Origin of the sequence: Pelosinus fermentans DSM 17108 (genome assembly GCF_000271485.2) — a bacterium.
GTDB classification, from domain to species: domain Bacteria; phylum Bacillota; class Negativicutes; order DSM-13327; family DSM-13327; genus Pelosinus; species Pelosinus fermentans.
The window spans coordinates 1,839,171-1,856,442 of the sequence record NZ_AKVN02000001.1; the positions used below are offsets into that span (position 1 = coordinate 1,839,171).

The window sequence follows — 17,272 nt, forward strand, 5'->3', positions numbered from 1 at the left end:
TTATTCCCCCTTGGCCGTATCTTTTCGTTTGGATTTTTGCGAATAATCGTTATACATGTCACGTACCAGTTCCGGCCAAGTTGGCGGGTTATAGCCCGTGAGGGAGAGAAACGTCGAAGAGTCCAATGATCGATCAAGTCGAATACTGTCCTCCGGTTCAATGGTAATTTTCTTTTCATACTGGACACTGATGAGTTTCAGTAGCTCATATTTTGAGATTGGATTGGCGGATAGGTGGTAAAGCCCCGTCAGTTCCGGACGGGGAATGATGTAATCCCTGATAATGCGTGAAAGTTCAATGGTTGGGAAGCCGGAATAAAGGACCTTTCTAAAACCACGCACCTTTTCTTTTTGGCTCAGGAACCATTCGACCAATCCGTATTTTCCTTTCAATTCATGCCCGATTATAGAAGTGCGCAGGGTAATACAATGCGGGTAAGTTACCTCACCAAGATATTTTGTTCGTCCATAAAGATCATCGGCATTCGAAACATCCTGTTCCGTATAAACTCCTTTTTCTCCATTAAAAACGCAATCCGTACTGATATGAATCATGCGCGTACCAGCCGCGCCGCACAGCAAAGCAATACGGTGCGGAAGTAATGCGTTAACGGTAATTGTTGTGAGCGGATCTTTGGCCTCCGGCACTTGTTTAATGATGCCAATGCAATTCACTAGGATATCTGGCTTCACTTCAGCAAAAACATTTGCAAGACTCTCTATTTGCTGCACATCTACATTACTGCGTACCTTCTTCATCATATCCGGAGGAAGCCAACGCGATAATTCATGCGCAGAGCGGACTGTAGTATAGACATCAAGATTCACAGCCTCGGAAAGAAAGCGAAACAAGGCATGCCCTAGCATCCCCGACCCTCCCAAGATCAGTACCTTTCTCATACTATTTTCACAACCTTTAAGAAAAAGTTCCTACACTTTCTTGTGTGTAGGTGCGCGAATAAACAATATGTTCAGTATTGTTACTCAATCTATTTTATTCAGGGCGTGCCTAGATGTTCTTATACCTTATTATTTATTAATCGATCAAAAATATTATGCTATTATACGGCAATAGCACAAGGGACGGTTTGGAAAAGTTGGTCATTAGGAATTATCGGTGCTTTGACGAGAAAGGAATTAAAATATAATTCTGAATTAAAAGACTATTGTTGTTGCTTTCTGTAGTTTTGAAAAATGTACATGTTATAATAACAAGCAATATTAAAAATTGATAGTTTTCTTTATTGTAAAAAGAAGGGAATTTCAGAATTTATTAGAATAGTAGTAATGGTTATAAAGCTCTCATTATAGAAGAACTATCATTAAAATAAGTTGGAAATGTAGAGAGGGGGATCATTTATGTTTGAAAGAAATAGTTTAAGAACAAAGTTAATCGTATTCTTTATTTTATTTGCAGTTATTCCTGCGGCTATTGGTGGAGCAATCAGTATCTATAAAAGTGTAATCACGACTAAAGAGGCGGCGATACATAGCAACAATAATACAGCTTCGCAGATTGCCAAGCAAATTGAAATTATGCTAGATGACTCAACGGGAATGACTGAAGGATTGGCTGCAAGTCCGACAGCGCGTTCTTTAGAAGGAATTGCCTTACGTGATATGATTATAAATTTTCAACAAAAAAATCCTCAATTTGAATTGATCTATGTAATGGATGCAAGCGGTATGCAGGTTGCAAGAACAGCTGGTACGTTAGCGAATCGTGCAGATAGGCCTTATTTTATAGAAGCAATGAAGGGGAATACATTTTTTACCGATATTTATATATCTTCTTTTACTAATGCTCCTAGTATAACAATATCTGTGCCAATTAAGAATTCAGCAGGAACAATTCTGGGAGTTTTTGCTGCTGATATTGGTTTGCAAAGTCTCTGGGCAATTGCAGATAATGTTAAGGTGGGAAAAAATGGTTATGTTGAGATTGTCGATCACAATGGTGTAGTGATTGCTTATCCAGATCATGAAAAGGTCTTGAAAAAAGAAAGCTTTGCAGCAATTGAATATGTAAAAAAAGTAATAGAAGGTCAAACAGGATCAATAGAGACCATTTCAAGCCGTGGTGACAAGACAATTAGTGCTTTTACTCCAGTACCCAAGTATCAATGGGGAGTCATTGTAAATGAACCGCTAAAAGATGTTTATGATGGGGCTATCACAGCGTCATATATTATTATTGGGATCTTGCTGATTTCTCTAGTTTTGGCTGCGGTCACAGCGTTTTATATAGCTCGCAGTATTGTTACTCCGCTGCAGAAAGTAGTTCATTCCGTTGAATTAGTAGCAGGAGGCGATTTATCGCATACATTAGTTGCAGACGGAGTTTTGGAAGTGAATCAATTAGTGCAAGGTGTTAACCAGATGACGGTTGCTTTGCGGAAAATTATTTTGCATACAGCTTCAGTTGCCGAATCTGTAGCTGCTTCTGCAGAAGAGTTGACGGCATCAGCTACTGAAGTAGGCAGAGCCTCAGAAGAAGTAACAGCCACAATTCAGGATGTAGCTCAAAGTGCTACTACTCAAGTGAGGTTATCTGATGAATCTTCTACTATTATAATGGAAATGCAAGCAGGTATTGCGGATGCTGTTCAAGCGGCCTGTGAAGTGGCTGGCGTTTCAGAAAGAAGTGAACAGTCAGCTGAAGGTGGTCTTAAACAAGTGAATCATGCTGTTCAATTGATGAATAATATTCGTCAAGATGTGGGTGATGCAGCAGAAAAAATAAATATTCTTGGTGAGAAGTCAAGGCAGATTGGACAAATCGTTGAAGTAATTACAAATATTGCAGGACAAACCAATCTGTTGGCGTTGAATGCTGCAATTGAAGCTGCAAGAGCAGGTGAACAAGGACGTGGTTTTGCAGTGGTAGCAGATGAAGTGCGAAAACTGGCTGAGCAATCCCAAGAAGCTGCAAAAGAAATTGCTGAAATTATCGGTGCAATCCAAAGTGAGACAGTGCAAGCGGTAGATGCAATGGATAAAGGCAGCAAAGAAGTAGGAGAAGGCGTTAAGGTCGTTTCTGCTTCAAAAGTAGCATTTGAGGAAATTTATGTAGATGTAAAGGAAATGCGAAGACAGGTAGATAGTATCTTAGCACTGATGGATTTGCAGTTAACTGGAAGTGGACAAGTTGGTCAATCCATCACTGGCATTGCTGATGCATCAAGAACCAATGCTGCGAGTTCTCAAGAAGTGGCAGCAGCGAGTGAAGAACAAAATGCCTCTGTACATGAAATCGTGACAGCTGTTTCTGGTTTAGCAACAATGGCTAGTGAGTTACAAGAAGTAGTGCATAAATTTAAAGTATAAGATTGGTAAGGTACAACGCTGCCATTACTAGTTGTGTTGTACCTTTATCGTATCAATCAATTCTCATTTAGTAAGATATCGTAAGATTAGTCTAATGAAGTTGTTGTAGAAGATATTTAGTGAAAAAATGAGAATTAGAAAGAATAAAAGACTTTCTGTGAAATAATTATATAAAATGTCCAAATATGGAGATTGTATATATAAATAATAATTGGTATACTAATGAAGTTGTTGCGAGGCGTTGAAGAAGTTAACTGATTGAAAGTAAAAACTTTTAAAAATTTGCTTGACATAACAAGGTGGACATGATACAATAAATCTTGTCGCTAGGGGATGTTAAGAGAAAACATCGCAGATAATATGGTGGCTGTGGTGAAGCGGTCAACACGGCGGATTGTGGTTCCGTTATTCGAGGGTTCGATCCCCTTCAGCCACCCCATTCATTAACTCTAGTAATAACGATATAGGGGTATAGCCAAGTTGGTAAGGCACGGGACTTTGACTCCCGCATCCGTTGGTTCGAGTCCAGCTACCCCTGCCATTATGGTTCACTAGCTCAGTTGGTAGAGCACCTGACTTTTAATCAGGGTGTCCCGCGTTCGAGCCGCGGGTGAGCCACCATTTAACTTAATTATGCGGGAGTGGCGGAATGGCAGACGCACCAGACTTAGGATCTGGCGCCGCAAGGTGTAGGAGTTCAAGTCTCCTCTCCCGCACCACACAAAATGCAAGGCTTTCAGGGTTTTACCTGAAGGTCTTTTTTATTGCTGTAAAACCGCCTTCTTATCTCTAGTTCACCCATGCCCAGACCTGCGACGCCTAGCGGCGATTATAAGTGACGCTCAGCTGCTATCGCGTTTTGCTGGCAGCAACCATCCAAATATCATAACAAGGAGTAATAATAATTGAGGTGGCAGTGATGGATGTAGTCGAAATATTAAAAGCGCTGGGTGATGGGACTCGGCTGCGGATTTTGCACTTATTTATAGGAATCAGTTTTCTGATTAATTTATTTCAAATCTGGATTCCCTATGACAAAATCAATACGTGGCTTTCTGGGAGAAACCGGATTATGGCACAATAGTGAGTTAGTTATTTGAGAAATGGAACCGTATTGGAAAAGGGATATCCTTTTGCGGTACGGTTCTATTGCTTTACATAGTTATATATTACCGCGATTGCAGTACATATTACCGTCGTAAAATGTTTATTATGATCGCTAATGGCTTGCACGTGCCAGCATAAATTTTGCAGTTAAGTATTCTAGCTAAAATTAACACAATGTTAACAAAGGGTACATTGACTAGAAAAACGATCGTAAGGTATCATAAAAACATATTCAAGAATTTAAATATGATGTGCTAAAGTTGAAGTGATATGGCAGATGGTTAGCGACAAGACCTAATAAACATAACGAGAGGAGTGGGCATCATGAAGAAAGCGAAATTGGTCATTATATGTACGCAAAATAGCGCACGCAGCCAACTGGCAGAAGCCTTTTTCAAAAAATATGGTGATGATATGTTGGAGGTTCACAGTGCAGGTTTTGAGCCTACAGAAGTGAATCCATATGCGGTACAGGTCATGAAAGAGATTGGCATTGACATTAGCGGCCAGCATTCCAAAGGTGTTCGGGAGTTTTTAGGGAAAATGTCATTTGGCTACGTCATTGCTGTTTGTAAAAAGGCTGAAGGCAAGTGCCCCGTGATCTTTCCAGGAGCACGGCAGTTGTTATCCTGGCCCTTTGATGATCCGGCTGCTTTTGAGGGAACAGAAGAAGAAACACGGCAAAAGTTCCGGCAAGTGCGTGATGAAATTGATGAGAAGGTCAAGGAATGGTTACAGGAATACCGTGGTCAGCAGGATCATCTAAAATAAAATTGCCACCAGCAGGCAAACCTGGTGGTTTATGAGGTGGGTTATTATGAAAATTATTATCATTGGTGGGGTAGCGGCTGGCACTTCTGCGGCAGCCAAAGCAAGAAGAAACAATGAAAATGCTCAAATTACATTATTTGATGCCGACAGTGATGTATCTTATTCGGGATGCGGCTTGCCGTACTTTATTGGAACTGAAGTGGAAGGCCGGGAGCAATTGGTTCCCAGGGATGCCGCATTCTTCAAACAGAAATATAATGTGGATGTATACACCAGACATCAAGTGTTAGAAATTCAGCCGCAAAGTAAAGTACTTACGGTTCAGAATTTAGTTACGCAAGAAATCTTTCAGGAAAGGTATGATAAGCTGGTTGTTGCCACTGGTGCAAAATCCGTTGTGCCTGCTATAGAGGGGGGCAATAAGCCCAATGTATTTTATTTGCGGAATGTAATCAATGCCGACCGTATCCGTGAACAAGTGCTAACAGCCAATCCAAAATCGGCTGTTATTGTCGGGTCTGGATTTATCGGCCTTGAAATGGCGGAAAACTTAACAGCTAGAGGAATCGCTGTTAGTGTTGTGGAAATGGCAGGGCACGTTATGCCTGCCTTAGATCAGGATATGGCGGTATACGTAGCCGATCATCTGCTTGAGAAGGGCGTACAGGTAATCGTCAACGATTCAGTGATTCGCCTGGAAGGAGAACCTTCCGTCAGCAAAGTGATATTGAAAAGCGGCAAAGAAATCGATGCGGATTTTGTGATAATGGCTGTTGGGGTAAGACCCAATATAGAACTGGCTCAAAAGTCAGGTATTGAACTCGGACCAACAGGAGCCATCAAGGTCAATCGGAAGATGCAGACCAATATAGATGATATCTATGCCTGCGGTGACTGCGCAGAAAGTTATTCTTTAATGACCGGCAAACCTTTGTATCGGCCGTTAGGTTCTACTGCCAATAAAATGGGACGAATCACTGGTGATCAGATAACCGGCGGTGATTTGGAGTTCCGGGGAATTTTGGGGACAGGTATATTTAAAATGTTTGATATGGCAGTAGGTCAGACTGGTCTTACGGAAAAGGAAGCAAAAAAAGAAGGTTATGAGGTTGTCGTCTGTCATAATATTAAACCAGACAAGCCCGAATATTATCACGGCAGTGAGATGGTCATTAAGGCGGTTGCCGATAAAAACACTGGCAAGGTTTTAGGGGTGCAGATTGTCGGAAGATCTGGCGTCGATAAACGAATTGATGTCTTTGTAACTGCCATTACTTTCGGTGCGAAAGCAGAAGACTTGTTTCACCTGGATTTAGCCTATGCACCACCATTCTCCACAACCAAAGACCCGGTGATGTATACCGGAATGATTCTGGATAATGCCATCAGGCGCGGCAGAGTGCTGATGACTCCGGCTGAGGTACAGGAAAAAATAAAAAATGGCGAAGAAGTGAAGATTATTGATGCTAGGGTGACCAAGCAATACGAAAAAGCCCATGTCGAGGGTGCTGTGAATATCCCCCAGGAGAATATTCGTAAAGCACTGGATTCCCTTGATAAAGAAATGGTTACAGTGACTTATTGTAACAAAGGGGTTACTGGGAATGCTGCTCAAAATATTCTAATCAATCATGGTTTTAAGAACGTATATAACTTGTCGGGCGGCTATAAGAATTATAGCAAGAATAGCAAAAAATAAAGCAGTGGTTTAAACATCATATAGTAACGATGCAGAAGTAGAAGGAGGGAGCTAATCACTCCCTATCTTCTTTATGACGAAAAAAATAGAAATGAGAAGAGAGGAGGGTATCATCATGGAGGGCGTAGCGTTGATTTTTAAAGCACTGGGGGATGATATTCGCCTGGAAATTGTACGGATGCTGATTGATAAGGAACTTTGCGTATGTGATATTTTAGCGGCTTTCGATAAATCACAGCCGGCCATTTCACATCATCTAAAGATCTTAAAGCAATCCGGCATTGTAGTGGATAGCCGCGACGGCAAATGGATTTATTACCGATTAAATCCGGAAGCATTTAATCAGGTTGAGGTCTTTTTGCAGTTGTGTAAAACGGCAACGAATGAACGGTATAGAACTTGTAGCCCTAATTAAAATACAATAAGCCAGGATAATTTTTAGTTGTCGATTGTAGCTAGGGGCAGGTAGTGCTTTTGCATGCTGGTCATGTAAGTGTTGTTAATTATTTGTTGACACATATGAGTAAAATCGAATATAATCATATTCGAAAGGAAAACCACATCTTGATCCATAGAAGTTGCTAAGAAGTACTTAAGATTTTGGCTGACGAGCGAGAATTTTAAAGGTGACAAAATTCCAAGAAGATGGTGGCAGTTGGTTAGTAGGCTGTCGAATTTGATAAGGTGAAATTTCGGATAATTGTGTTGGAAGTAATTTAACATCTCTTGAGTAAACGGTTGTCAAAATTCTTGTTGGATTAACTTTGGACTTTTTTGAAAGATATTTAAGTTTATGGGTGACATTTTGTATTGTGATTGGTGTCGGTTTTGGCAAGGCGTTTCCTGGGGTAGTTGATTCATTGAGTAAAATGGAAATCAGCCATGTGAATTTACCCATTGCAGTTTTAATCTGGCTAATGATTTACCCTATGATGCTAAAATTTGATTTTTCCGCTATCCTGAAAGTCGGCGACAGACCGAAAGGACTATTCATCACTTTGTTTGTTAATTGGTTAGTAAAACCTTTCAGCATGACTCAGCACTAGTTTGATTTTGAATCAAAGTCGGTAAAAGAAAAAGCCTAGATATTATTTCTAGTATTGGTAGTCCTACATTGTTTGGCAATATCTGAGGTTCGGGTGAAACTAGAAGCTGCTATTTCGAACCTAGCATCGCTCCTAATACAATTGGTTTCTCAACAAGAAGGTCAAAAATAAACTATGTAAGGTCTGACTCTTTATGTGACTAAGAAATGCATATGGGATCATATTGACAAAATTAAAGCCCTAATACATGATTAAAAATGAATATAGACATATACTGGGAATGCTAATACTTTGTTTGATTTGATGGTAAAGGAGGTAGTCACATTGAGTATAACACGAATCGTAAAAGCTTTAGGGGATGGAACCAGACTTAGGATTGTAAATTTATTACGAGTTGAAAATTTATGTGTATGCGAAATTGAAGCCATACTCCAAAGTAGTCAGTCTAACGTGTCTAGGCATTTGGCAAAACTTCGCGATGCGGGTATTATTTATAGTGAGAAAAAATCACAGTGGGTATACTATGGAATTAACGCAGATATAATAAAGGAGCATTCCTTTATAAAAACTTTATTAGATGAAGACTTTGGCAAACATCTTCAGTATCAACATGATATAGCTACGCTGAGAACGTATCGTGAACAGAACTATGAATGCGGGCCGTTAGAAACTACAAGTGCTTAGCACTTGTTTTTATTAAATACTATATGAGTATAATTTAATATAGGCATGTACGATTATTGTAAGGAATAAATTAAAGGGGCGATAAAAATGAGTAAAATTGAAATTTTTGATCCAGCAATGTGTTGTGCAACAGGAATTTGCGGACCTGGTATTGATCAAGAGCTTTTAAGAGTGGCTACGACTGTGAATGCTCTTACTAAGAAGGGCGTTACGATCATTCGCTATGGTCTTTCTAGTGAGCCGCAAGCCTTTATCGATAATAAGAGGGTAAATGAGTATTTGATGAAGGAAGAAGTGGAAGTTTTACCGATTACAATCGTAGATGGAGAAGTGGTTAAGACCAGGAGCTATCCGACAGCGGATGAATTTGCTCAGTGGTCAGGTGTAGCGAAAGAAGAACTAGCCGCTGCTGCTGAAAAAGAGAATGGCTGTGGTTGTGATGAAGGTGGATGTTGCTAAGTCAAAGTAGGAGGCTATTACATGTATAAATTATTTAATCCAGATAATATAAAGCTGACAAAGTATTTATTTTTCACCGGCAAAGGCGGGGTAGGGAAAACTTCGACAGCCTGCGCCACTGCAATTACCTTAGCAGATCAAGGTAAAAAGGTTTTATTAGTCAGCACCGATCCAGCATCGAATTTGCAGGATGTTTTCGGTATCAGCCTTACGAGTAAAGGCACTCCCATTCAAGAGGTACCTAATCTTGTAGTTGCTAATCTGAATCCGGAAGAAGCTGCAAAGGCTTATAAAGAATCAGTAATTGCACCTTATAAAGGTAAGCTTCCAGCAAGTGTTTTACAAAACATGGAGGAACAGCTTTCCGGGTCTTGCACCGTAGAGATTGCAGCTTTTAATGAGTTTTCTAATTTTATTACCGATGAAAAAACACAAATAGAATATGACCATATTCTATTTGATACGGCACCAACGGGTCATACTTTACGGATGCTGCAACTACCATCTGCATGGAGTAATTTTATTAGCGAAAGCACCCATGGAGCATCTTGTCTGGGGCAATTGTCGGGCCTGGAAAGCAAAAAAGAAGTATATAAGAATGCTGTTAGTACTCTAGCAGATGACAAATTGACGACCTTGATTTTAATCTCTAGACCTGAATATTCCCCGCTGCAGGAAGCAGAGCGAGCTTCTAGAGAACTGAAGGAATTAGGAGTTCATAATCAGCTATTAGTTGTGAATGGTGTACTAGAATTAGATGTTGAGAATGATGAAATCGCAGATAAACTATATGCTAAGCAACAAGAGGCATTACGGAATATACCTGAATCTTTACATGAAACTCCGACTTATAAAATTCCATTACGCGCCTATAATGTAACAGGAATTAAAAATATCAGAATGCTGTTAAAAGAAGATTATTTAGAAAGCCAAAATTATAAGCTAAATAAAGAAGAATTGCCTAAAGTCAAAGCTTTAATTGAGGACCTTTACGCATCGAAAAAAAGAGTAATCTTCACTATGGGAAAAGGCGGCGTCGGAAAAACGACCTTAGCAGCGGCGATTGCCATTGGTCTTGCTGAGAAAGGGGTAAAAGTACATTTGACAACCACCGACCCGGCAGACCATCTGAAATTTGTAGTAGAAGAAGGTCATGGAATTCGGCTAAGTAAGATTGACGAGAAGGAAGAACTACGTAATTACACGGAAGCTGTTTTGTCAAAGGCAAGAGAAACAATGGCAGAAGAAGACATTGCGTATGTAGAAGAAGATCTTCGCTCTCCCTGCACCCAGGAAATCGCCGTATTTCGTGCTTTTGCTGAGATTGTAGATAATGCGGATGATGAGATTGTAGTGATTGATACGGCACCTACTGGTCACACGTTGCTGCTATTAGATGCTACACAGAGTTATCATAAAGAAATACAAAAATCCCAAGGTGATATACCAGAAGCCGTGAAGAACTTATTGCCAAGATTACGAGATGAAAAAGAAACAGAAGTAGTCATTGTAACTCTTCCAGAGGCTACTCCAGTATATGAAGCAATGCGATTACAAGAAGATCTAAAAAGAGCAGGTATTAATAACAAATGGTGGGTTATTAATTCAAGTTTACTCATGACGAACACCCAAAGTCCATTATTAAAAACAAAATCCTTAAATGAAATTCCTTGGATCAATAAAGTGGATGAAATAGCGCAAGGCAACTTTGCTGTAATTCCCTGGAAAGGCGAAGAAATAAAAGACGAAAAATTAGTAGACTTAATCAGATAAATGGTAAAAGAAACGCTAATGAATTAGCTCAAAAGAGGCTGTCTCAAATTTTATTTTGAGACAGCCTCTTTTATGTAACTATGGTATCAGGATTGTGTATTATACATGCCCTTGCTTTGCATGTATTGGAAGAGCCCTTGCCCATGTCCTTGCTCTTCTTTTTGAATGTGGTTAAGCGCTTGACGTGCATTAGGATCAGCAAATTCGAAGATCGCCGTATCATAGGCTCCGGAGACAAATTTTTCTGTCATTAACATATCCGTACAGAGAGTACTATCGCTTTGACTTGCAATAGAACCTTGAGGGGATGATGAAGTTGTAGTTGAGTTGCTTTGCCCGGATTGTTGATTTTGCTGTGAAGTCATATTGGGAATTTGACCGTTTAGCATTTGGTTGATAGTATTTAGGTGCTGCTGCTCTTGTCCAGCGTAGGAGTTAAACAACTGCTTTAGAGCTGGATCTTGGGCTTGGTTGGCATAAGACTGGTATTTCTCGACACAGATTTGCTCGTGCTTTTTTTGATCTTCCAATAAAGATTTTTCCTTTGGGGTTAACTGTAGCGTCATATATATCACCTCCTACTACTATTTTGTTTCATAGCTTAAATTTTATTCATAATTGTATAAAGAGGTAAGTGATACAAAGAAAACAGAGTACGAAGAACATCGAGAGTAGAATTTGTTTCTATCTTCTCCGTTGTGTTCTCTGTGTTTTCTCTGTTTTAACAGTGTGGCATTTCTTACAATTTTATTTATTTTTGCAAATGAAATGGGATGGTGGTTACAATAACATTTTCTCTTAAAATCAATAAGGTGCGAAGGATCCAGCCTGTTTGGTTATGCAGTAGGCGGTGCCACCATTTCTTTGTTTGAAACTCAGGAATCAGAATTGTAATATAATCTTCGGGATTTTTTTGATGTTCCAAATTGATAATGTAGTCTAGTATAGGCTGGATCACTAAACGATAGGGAGAATATACAGTTACGAGCTCAATTCCAGGATTCCAGCCACGCCATTTTTCTTCGACTTTTCTGCCGATTTCTTCGTCTGTGGCAATATGTAAGGCTACCACATCATCGCTAATGCTTTTAGCATATTTAAGAGTTTCAGCTACGACACTGGTGGGGGTAGCGATGGGGACGATTACCACATTTCGGCCTGTTTTTAGATTGGCTTTAATATTTGGATTGAAGTCTTCTAAAGGAAGGTGTAATTGTTCAGCCATATCATTATAATGAGAGCGAATTTTTTTGAATATACAAATCATAATAGGGATAAATACTAGTACAAGCCAGGCACCATAAAAAAACTTAGTAATTGCAATAATCAAAACAACGATTCCGGTAACGGTAGCACCGATGGTATTCACAGTAGCACGTAGACGCCAACCCATAGTTCTTTCTTTTCTCCAATGAACTACCATACCTATTTGGGCAATCGTAAAGGATAGAAAAACACCGATAGCATATAATGAGATCAAATGTTCCGTATTTCCTTGATAAATTAGGATTAAAATGCCAGCAACAATACTTAGTAGTACAATGCCATTAGAAAAATTTAATCGTTCTCCTCTTACTCCCAAATAACGAGGCATATAGCCGTCTCTAGCAAGGATGGATAATAAAAGAGGCAATCCGTTAAAAGAAGTGTTGGCAGCCAGGTAGAGGACTAACATAGTGGTAATTTGTATATAATAATATGCCCAGCCGCGTCCAAAAGTGAGTTCGGCAATTTGGGATAAGGCTGTTATATCATGTAAAGGTAAAATGTGAAAATGCATAGTTAAAAATGAAGTGCCAATAAACATAATGCCAAGGATTCCTGACATCCAATAGGTAGTAATCGTAGCATTGCGTGCTCCTGGAGAACGGAACATCGGGACTCCATTAGAAATTGCTTCAAGACCTGTCATGGAGCTGCAGCCATTTGCAAAGGCTCGAAGTACGAGAACCAGAATTGTCCAATCCATTTGCTTTACTAGTGATTCAGGAGGAAAAATAGGTGCTTGATTCGTAAGTGCTTGATATATTCCTGTGCCAATTAATGCGATAATGCCAAGAATGAAACCGTAGGTAGGAAATACAAATGCGGTAGAGGATTCGCGGATGCCGCGTAAATTTACTAGCATTAGGACTCCGAATAGAATGATTAAATCCATTGCAACTTCGTGTTGAGCAAAATGGGGGAAAGCTGAGATAATGGCAGCCGTTCCAGCTGAGACACTTACAGCGACCGTAAGTGTATAATCGGCAAATAAGGCGGCTGCTGCGGTGAGTGCTGGCATTTCTCCTAAATTCGTAATGGCAACAGAATACGAACCTCCACCTCCTGGATTAACTTTAGCTACTTGTACATATGAAATGGTAACGATTGCCAAGAGGGCCAGGATAGCCAGAGAAATGGGTGCTAAATAGCCGTAAGCTAACATGCCAGGAAGAGTTAGCATGAGCATAATTTGTTCTGGCCCGTAAGCTACAGAGGATAAGGCATCAGAAGAAAAAATGGACAGAGCCTTCCATTTGGGGAGTTTTTCATTATGTATCTCTTGATTGTGTAATGGTTTGCCAATAAGGATTCGTCGAACGAATCGCATCATAGTTGAATCTACCTCCGATATTTATTGTGAAATGTGTTTTATCCGATGACTAAACCGCTTTAAGAATCCCATCTTCTATAAATGGGAGTTAAAGCGGCTAAGTCCGAAGGATAAGTGCGAATAATAATGCCATAAGATTCGTGATTGTAGCTGGCTGAGGGATGATAGACCATTTGGCATAGAATCAATTATACAGTAGTTATGGTAAAAGGAAAGGGTGATTTTAAACCGTTTAGCAATAAATAACAATAATTTATACCAAATAAAAATATCTATCGTCAATATCCTTGTGATTAAGAGTATTTTCTTCTATTTAGATCTATTTGCAACAATTCTGGACGATAATGCTGCAAATAGGGGAATGGCATGTAGAAAAGTTATAAATGTTTAAATTTAAAGGCACCAGATACCTCCGGTGCCTTTAGAGTGTATATACTTATATTTAAGGGTAAGGGGAAGCTTTGCATAAGAGGTTTTAATCGCGACGAGGCCAGCAGGAATTAGGATTGCAAGGTCGAGGCCAGCATTGTTGTTGGCGGGGCCAACACTGCTGATGAGGCGAGCATTGTTGTTGACGGGGCCAGCATTGTTGTTGACGAGGCCAACACTGCTGACGGGGCCAGCACTGCTGCTGACGAGGCCAGCAAGAAGATGACGGACCGCACCCTACAATAATGACTCGTTCATCATCATCGTCATCATCCCAGTCAGACATTTCTGGTCGATCCCATTTAGGTCTTTGTTCGTTATTATCATAGTAATCATCATCATCGTCATAATACATACTTATATCCTCCTTTTTAGTCTAAAGATACTCGCTATATCGAGGTTACCACTCACCGGTATAAGGATTATAGGAACAGGCAGCAGGAGGGGCCAGCCATGACTTATTAGAATCGTTGCCTTGGGCTAACGGACGACAATCCGTGCAAGCATAGCGATATTCACAATCCTTACATTTTTGGATTTGATTTTTAGTCGTGTGCCAGCATTGTTGTAGTGGATGATCTGTAAGTACATCAGCTAATGAATGCGTGAGAATATTGCCGCATACTTGATTTCTTGCAAAGATGCAAGGTATGACATCACCTGTAGAAGTAATCGCAATTTTTCCTGCCAGGCATTGGCAGTAAGTCTGAGAAGCTATAAAAGAAGCTTCATCGGTGTAAAAGGGCGGTTTAATCGGCGGCTTGGTATAAGTAGTTGGAAGTAAATGCTGATCGTCCCCTCTGCCGGTGGGGCGAATAACATCGGGATACGCATCGGGCATGCCCAATTCTTCATAAAGCTTAAGAATATTGGGTACTTCGTGTTCGTTGGCTTTCATAATAATAGAAGCAATGCGTAAAGGAATCTTGGCTTCTAATATTTTCTTGATGGCAGTCATGGTTTTCGTAAAGCTATTAGGATGCAAGGTTACGCTGTCATGGACGGAGGCGTTATTAGCATAAATAGTTGTAGCGATGTTTACATTATATTGTTTAAAGAAATCGATACAGTCATCATCAACTAATGTAGCGTTTGTAAAGATTTCGATATATTCATAACCGATTTCATAGGCCTTGATGACTAGGTCGCGCCATTTAGGATATAGTAATGGTTCACCGCCAATGAATTGAATATCAGTAGCTCCTGCTGCTTTTGCTTCTTCTATTAGGGAGAGCCAGCGGTGATGAGGTACGAGATCCAATTCCTTGCGTGAAGGGCCGCTTTCGGAGTAACAGTGTAAACACTTGCTGTTGCAGGCTGCTGTTAGTTCTAACCACAGAAACTCAAGTTTTGCGGGGGAATCTGGCAAGGAGCGCTCTGGCAAAGAAGCAGAAGATGTTTCGTCAAAGAATCCTAAATCTTTTTGTTCCAACTTATTTAAGAAATTCATGTATTGTGTGCTTTCGGCAGACGACATATCCCAAAGATCCTCCAAGGCGTTGCTTTGACAGGCACTGAGTAGCCCGGCTGCACTTTGGTTAATGGAATGAACCTTTCCCGTTTTAAAGTCGTAGATTGCAGCACGAACAGCACCTTTCACTAATTTGCAGTGTTTTTGTAAGTTATAATACAACAGATCAGCCTCCTTTTATGGTGGATTTATTACATAATATGCAAAAAACGGTATCTTGGTGTGTGTCATCTTTCAAAAAAAACAATCGGATGTTGACAAAAAATAAGATTACATATATAATTAATAACGTTGTTGATGACAGTTAAATATAATATGCGGAAGTAGCTCAGTGGTAGAGCATCGCCTTGCCAAGGCGAGGGTCGCGAGTTCGAATCTCGTCTTCCGCTCCATAGAAATATTGAACTCGGCAGTTATTGCTGGGTTTTTTGCATATATCTTGTTTTTGTTATTTACTTATGGTATCATATGGGGTATGACATTCTAAAGTGTAGTGATTTATGTCTAAAGTAAGGAATTTATTTGAACTAACATAGAAAACATGTTAAAAATGGTAATACTATTTTTGGCGTTACACATAATGTCGCCAACTAATTACATAGGGAGGATACAATACGAAATGAAAGCAACAATGGAGAAAATAGACAATCATAAAGTGGTCTTTGAAATTGAAGTACCTCAAGTGGAAGTAGCAAAAGCAGTTGAAAAGGCATATCGTAAATTATCTAATAAAGTAAATATTCCGGGGTTCCGTAAAGGAAAAACACCTCGTCGCATTTTAGAAATGCATATTGGTAAAGAAGCTCTATTAGATGAAGCTTTTGAAATCATGGCTAGCCCTGCGTATGCTCAAGCTCTTGAAGATAATAAAATTGAACCAGTAAGCCGCCCTCATATTGATGTCGTTACTTTAGCAGAAGATAAAGATTTACTTTTTAAAGCTACTGTAGTGGCAAAACCAGAAATTACTTTGGGACAATATAAAGGATTGAAGATTGCTGCAGCAGTAGAAGAAGTTACAGAAGAAAAAATCAACGCAGAAGTGGAAACCATGCGCAATAGTCATGCCAAAATGGTAGTAGCAGAAGATGCAGTGATTGAAGACGGTGATTTTGCTATTATTGATTTTGAAGGATTTGTAGATGGCGTAGCTTTCCCTGGCGGAGACGGCAAAGCCTATCCGTTGCAAATTGGTTCGAACACTTTCATTCCTGGCTTTGAAGAACAAGTAATTGGTGCAAAAGCCGGTTCTGAAATTGATGTAAATGTAACCTTCCCTGCGGAGTATCATGCTGCTGATTTGGCAGGCAAAGAAGCTGTATTTAAAGTAAAAGTTCACGATGTAAAACGCAAAGAACTGCCAGCATTGGATGATGAATTTGTTAAAGATGTAAGCGATTTTAATACAGTAGAGGAATTAAAGGCTGACATTAAGAATAAATTAGAAAAGGCTGCTAGTGAAAAAGCGGATCGTGATTTCCGTAATGAAGCTATTAAGCAAGCAGTGGAAAATGCCACAGTGGAAATTCCAGATGTTATGGTGGAAGACCGTATTTCAAAAATGATCGAAGATTTAGGTGCCAACTTAGAAAGTCGCGGAATGAAGCTGGATGATTATATGAAGTACATGAACACAGATTTAACAGCATTACGTCAAAATTATCATGAATCAGCTGTAGCGAATGTTAAAACTGATTTACTGCTGGAAGCTATTGTAAAAGCTGAAGCATTAGAAGTAAGTCATGAAGAAGTTGATGCTGAAATTGCTACGATTGCTAAAGGATACGGTGCAGAAATCGAAGATGTAAAAGCGATTATCAACGGACAAGGAAAAATGTCTACTGTATTTGATTCCATATTACGTAAAAAAGCAGCTCAACTGATTATTGACAGTGTAGAAAAAGAGTAAT

General features: G+C 39.7%; 15 protein-coding genes and 5 tRNA genes. 15 read left to right on the plus strand and 5 right to left on the minus strand.

Annotated elements, in window-relative coordinates; all coding sequences use genetic code 11:
• Entirely contained in the window at nucleotides 1-900 is a 900-nt protein-coding gene (locus tag FR7_RS08145) for a dTDP-4-dehydrorhamnose reductase family protein (RefSeq protein ID WP_071524664.1), read from the minus strand.
• Nucleotides 901-1,359: 459 nt separating this feature from the next.
• Here FR7_RS08145 and FR7_RS08150 point away from each other — a divergent pair, with 459 nt between their 5' ends.
• The 13 genes from FR7_RS08150 to arsA all read left to right on the plus strand — a co-directional run bounded on the left by FR7_RS08150 (nucleotide 1,360) and on the right by arsA (nucleotide 10,866).
• On the plus strand, nucleotides 1,360-3,327 hold the full coding sequence (locus FR7_RS08150) for a methyl-accepting chemotaxis protein (protein ID WP_007930625.1): 1,968 nt from the start codon (nucleotides 1,360-1,362) through the stop codon (nucleotides 3,325-3,327).
• A 363-nt stretch (nucleotides 3,328-3,690) separates the two neighbouring features.
• A tRNA-His gene (locus FR7_RS08155) sits at nucleotides 3,691-3,766 on the plus strand.
• A gap of 26 nt (nucleotides 3,767-3,792) precedes the next feature.
• A tRNA-Gln gene (locus FR7_RS08160) sits at nucleotides 3,793-3,868 on the plus strand.
• Nucleotides 3,869-3,872: 4 nt separating this feature from the next.
• Nucleotides 3,873-3,948: transfer RNA gene (locus tag FR7_RS08165), tRNA-Lys, on the plus strand.
• Between the two features lie 14 nt (nucleotides 3,949-3,962).
• A tRNA-Leu gene (locus FR7_RS08170) sits at nucleotides 3,963-4,046 on the plus strand.
• A 200-nt stretch (nucleotides 4,047-4,246) separates the two neighbouring features.
• Nucleotides 4,247-4,411 carry a hypothetical protein gene (locus FR7_RS23805; RefSeq protein ID WP_007930623.1) on the plus strand — a complete coding sequence of 55 codons (165 nt, stop codon included), beginning with the start codon at nucleotides 4,247-4,249 and terminating at the stop codon, nucleotides 4,409-4,411.
• A gap of 347 nt (nucleotides 4,412-4,758) precedes the next feature.
• The gene (locus tag FR7_RS08175; protein WP_007930622.1) at nucleotides 4,759-5,205 is read left to right on the plus strand and encodes an arsenate reductase ArsC; all 447 of its coding nucleotides are present in this window, start codon (nucleotides 4,759-4,761) and stop codon (nucleotides 5,203-5,205) included.
• Nucleotides 5,206-5,251: 46 nt separating this feature from the next.
• The gene (locus tag FR7_RS08180) at nucleotides 5,252-6,904 is read left to right on the plus strand and encodes an FAD-dependent oxidoreductase (protein ID WP_007930621.1); all 1,653 of its coding nucleotides are present in this window, start codon (nucleotides 5,252-5,254) and stop codon (nucleotides 6,902-6,904) included.
• A gap of 115 nt (nucleotides 6,905-7,019) precedes the next feature.
• Nucleotides 7,020-7,319, plus strand: a complete 300-nt coding sequence (locus FR7_RS08185; RefSeq protein WP_007930620.1) for an ArsR/SmtB family transcription factor — start codon at nucleotides 7,020-7,022, stop codon at nucleotides 7,317-7,319.
• Between the two features lie 397 nt (nucleotides 7,320-7,716).
• On the plus strand, nucleotides 7,717-7,950 hold the full coding sequence (locus FR7_RS08190) for an arsenic resistance protein (RefSeq protein ID WP_017531500.1): 234 nt from the start codon (nucleotides 7,717-7,719) through the stop codon (nucleotides 7,948-7,950).
• Between the two features lie 324 nt (nucleotides 7,951-8,274).
• Complete coding sequence (locus FR7_RS08195) at nucleotides 8,275-8,634, plus strand: ArsR/SmtB family transcription factor (RefSeq protein ID WP_007930618.1); 360 nt, start codon at nucleotides 8,275-8,277, stop codon at nucleotides 8,632-8,634.
• Nucleotides 8,635-8,721: 87 nt separating this feature from the next.
• Nucleotides 8,722-9,093: an arsenite efflux transporter metallochaperone ArsD gene (arsD, locus tag FR7_RS08200; protein ID WP_007930617.1), complete on the plus strand. Its 372-nt coding sequence runs from the start codon at nucleotides 8,722-8,724 to the stop codon at nucleotides 9,091-9,093.
• Nucleotides 9,094-9,114: 21 nt separating this feature from the next.
• Nucleotides 9,115-10,866 carry an arsenical pump-driving ATPase gene (arsA, locus tag FR7_RS08205; RefSeq protein ID WP_007930616.1) on the plus strand — a complete coding sequence of 584 codons (1,752 nt, stop codon included), beginning with the start codon at nucleotides 9,115-9,117 and terminating at the stop codon, nucleotides 10,864-10,866.
• Between the two features lie 86 nt (nucleotides 10,867-10,952).
• On the opposite strand, the gene FR7_RS08210 is transcribed toward arsA, so the two are convergent.
• The 4 genes from FR7_RS08210 to FR7_RS08220 form a co-directional block, all read right to left on the minus strand.
• Nucleotides 10,953-11,432 carry a spore coat protein gene (locus FR7_RS08210; RefSeq protein WP_007930615.1) on the minus strand — a complete coding sequence of 160 codons (480 nt, stop codon included), beginning with the start codon at nucleotides 11,430-11,432 and terminating at the stop codon, nucleotides 10,953-10,955.
• 185 nt (nucleotides 11,433-11,617) lie between these two features.
• Complete coding sequence (locus tag FR7_RS08215) at nucleotides 11,618-13,462, minus strand: APC family permease (RefSeq protein WP_007930613.1); 1,845 nt, start codon at nucleotides 13,460-13,462, stop codon at nucleotides 11,618-11,620.
• A 475-nt stretch (nucleotides 13,463-13,937) separates the two neighbouring features.
• Nucleotides 13,938-14,246, minus strand: coding sequence for a hypothetical protein (locus FR7_RS23175; protein WP_007930611.1), 309 nt, complete (start codon nucleotides 14,244-14,246; stop codon nucleotides 13,938-13,940).
• Nucleotides 14,247-14,291: 45 nt separating this feature from the next.
• The gene (locus tag FR7_RS08220; protein ID WP_007930609.1) at nucleotides 14,292-15,524 is read right to left on the minus strand and encodes a radical SAM protein; all 1,233 of its coding nucleotides are present in this window, start codon (nucleotides 15,522-15,524) and stop codon (nucleotides 14,292-14,294) included.
• Between the two features lie 155 nt (nucleotides 15,525-15,679).
• Between FR7_RS08220 and FR7_RS08225 the strand changes: the two genes are divergently transcribed.
• Nucleotides 15,680-15,754: transfer RNA gene (locus tag FR7_RS08225), tRNA-Gly, on the plus strand.
• 227 nt (nucleotides 15,755-15,981) lie between these two features.
• On the plus strand, nucleotides 15,982-17,271 hold the full coding sequence (gene tig, locus FR7_RS08230; protein WP_007930606.1) for a trigger factor: 1,290 nt from the start codon (nucleotides 15,982-15,984) through the stop codon (nucleotides 17,269-17,271).
• The last annotated feature ends 1 nt before the right edge of the window (nucleotide 17,272 follow it).

Bases quoted from the DNA above. Each gene is read 5' to 3' on its own strand.
- FR7_RS08180 (WP_007930621.1), top strand. From the start codon at position 5,252: ATGAAAATTATTATCATTGGTGGGGTAGCGGCTGGCACTTCTGCGGCA.
- FR7_RS08215 (WP_007930613.1), bottom strand. From the start codon at position 13,462: ATGATGCGATTCGTTCGACGAATCCTTATTGGCAAACCATTACACAAT.
- FR7_RS08175 (WP_007930622.1), top strand. From the start codon at position 4,759: ATGAAGAAAGCGAAATTGGTCATTATATGTACGCAAAATAGCGCACGC.
- tig (WP_007930606.1), top strand. From the start codon at position 15,982: ATGAAAGCAACAATGGAGAAAATAGACAATCATAAAGTGGTCTTTGAA.
- FR7_RS08145 (WP_071524664.1), bottom strand. From the start codon at position 900: ATGAGAAAGGTACTGATCTTGGGAGGGTCGGGGATGCTAGGGCATGCC.
- FR7_RS08210 (WP_007930615.1), bottom strand. From the start codon at position 11,432: ATGACGCTACAGTTAACCCCAAAGGAAAAATCTTTATTGGAAGATCAA.
- FR7_RS08185 (WP_007930620.1), top strand. From the start codon at position 7,020: ATGGAGGGCGTAGCGTTGATTTTTAAAGCACTGGGGGATGATATTCGC.
- FR7_RS23805 (WP_007930623.1), top strand. From the start codon at position 4,247: ATGGATGTAGTCGAAATATTAAAAGCGCTGGGTGATGGGACTCGGCTG.
- FR7_RS08150 (WP_007930625.1), top strand. From the start codon at position 1,360: ATGTTTGAAAGAAATAGTTTAAGAACAAAGTTAATCGTATTCTTTATT.
- FR7_RS23175 (WP_007930611.1), bottom strand. From the start codon at position 14,246: ATGTATTATGACGATGATGATGATTACTATGATAATAACGAACAAAGA.
- arsD (WP_007930617.1), top strand. From the start codon at position 8,722: ATGAGTAAAATTGAAATTTTTGATCCAGCAATGTGTTGTGCAACAGGA.
- arsA (WP_007930616.1), top strand. From the start codon at position 9,115: ATGTATAAATTATTTAATCCAGATAATATAAAGCTGACAAAGTATTTA.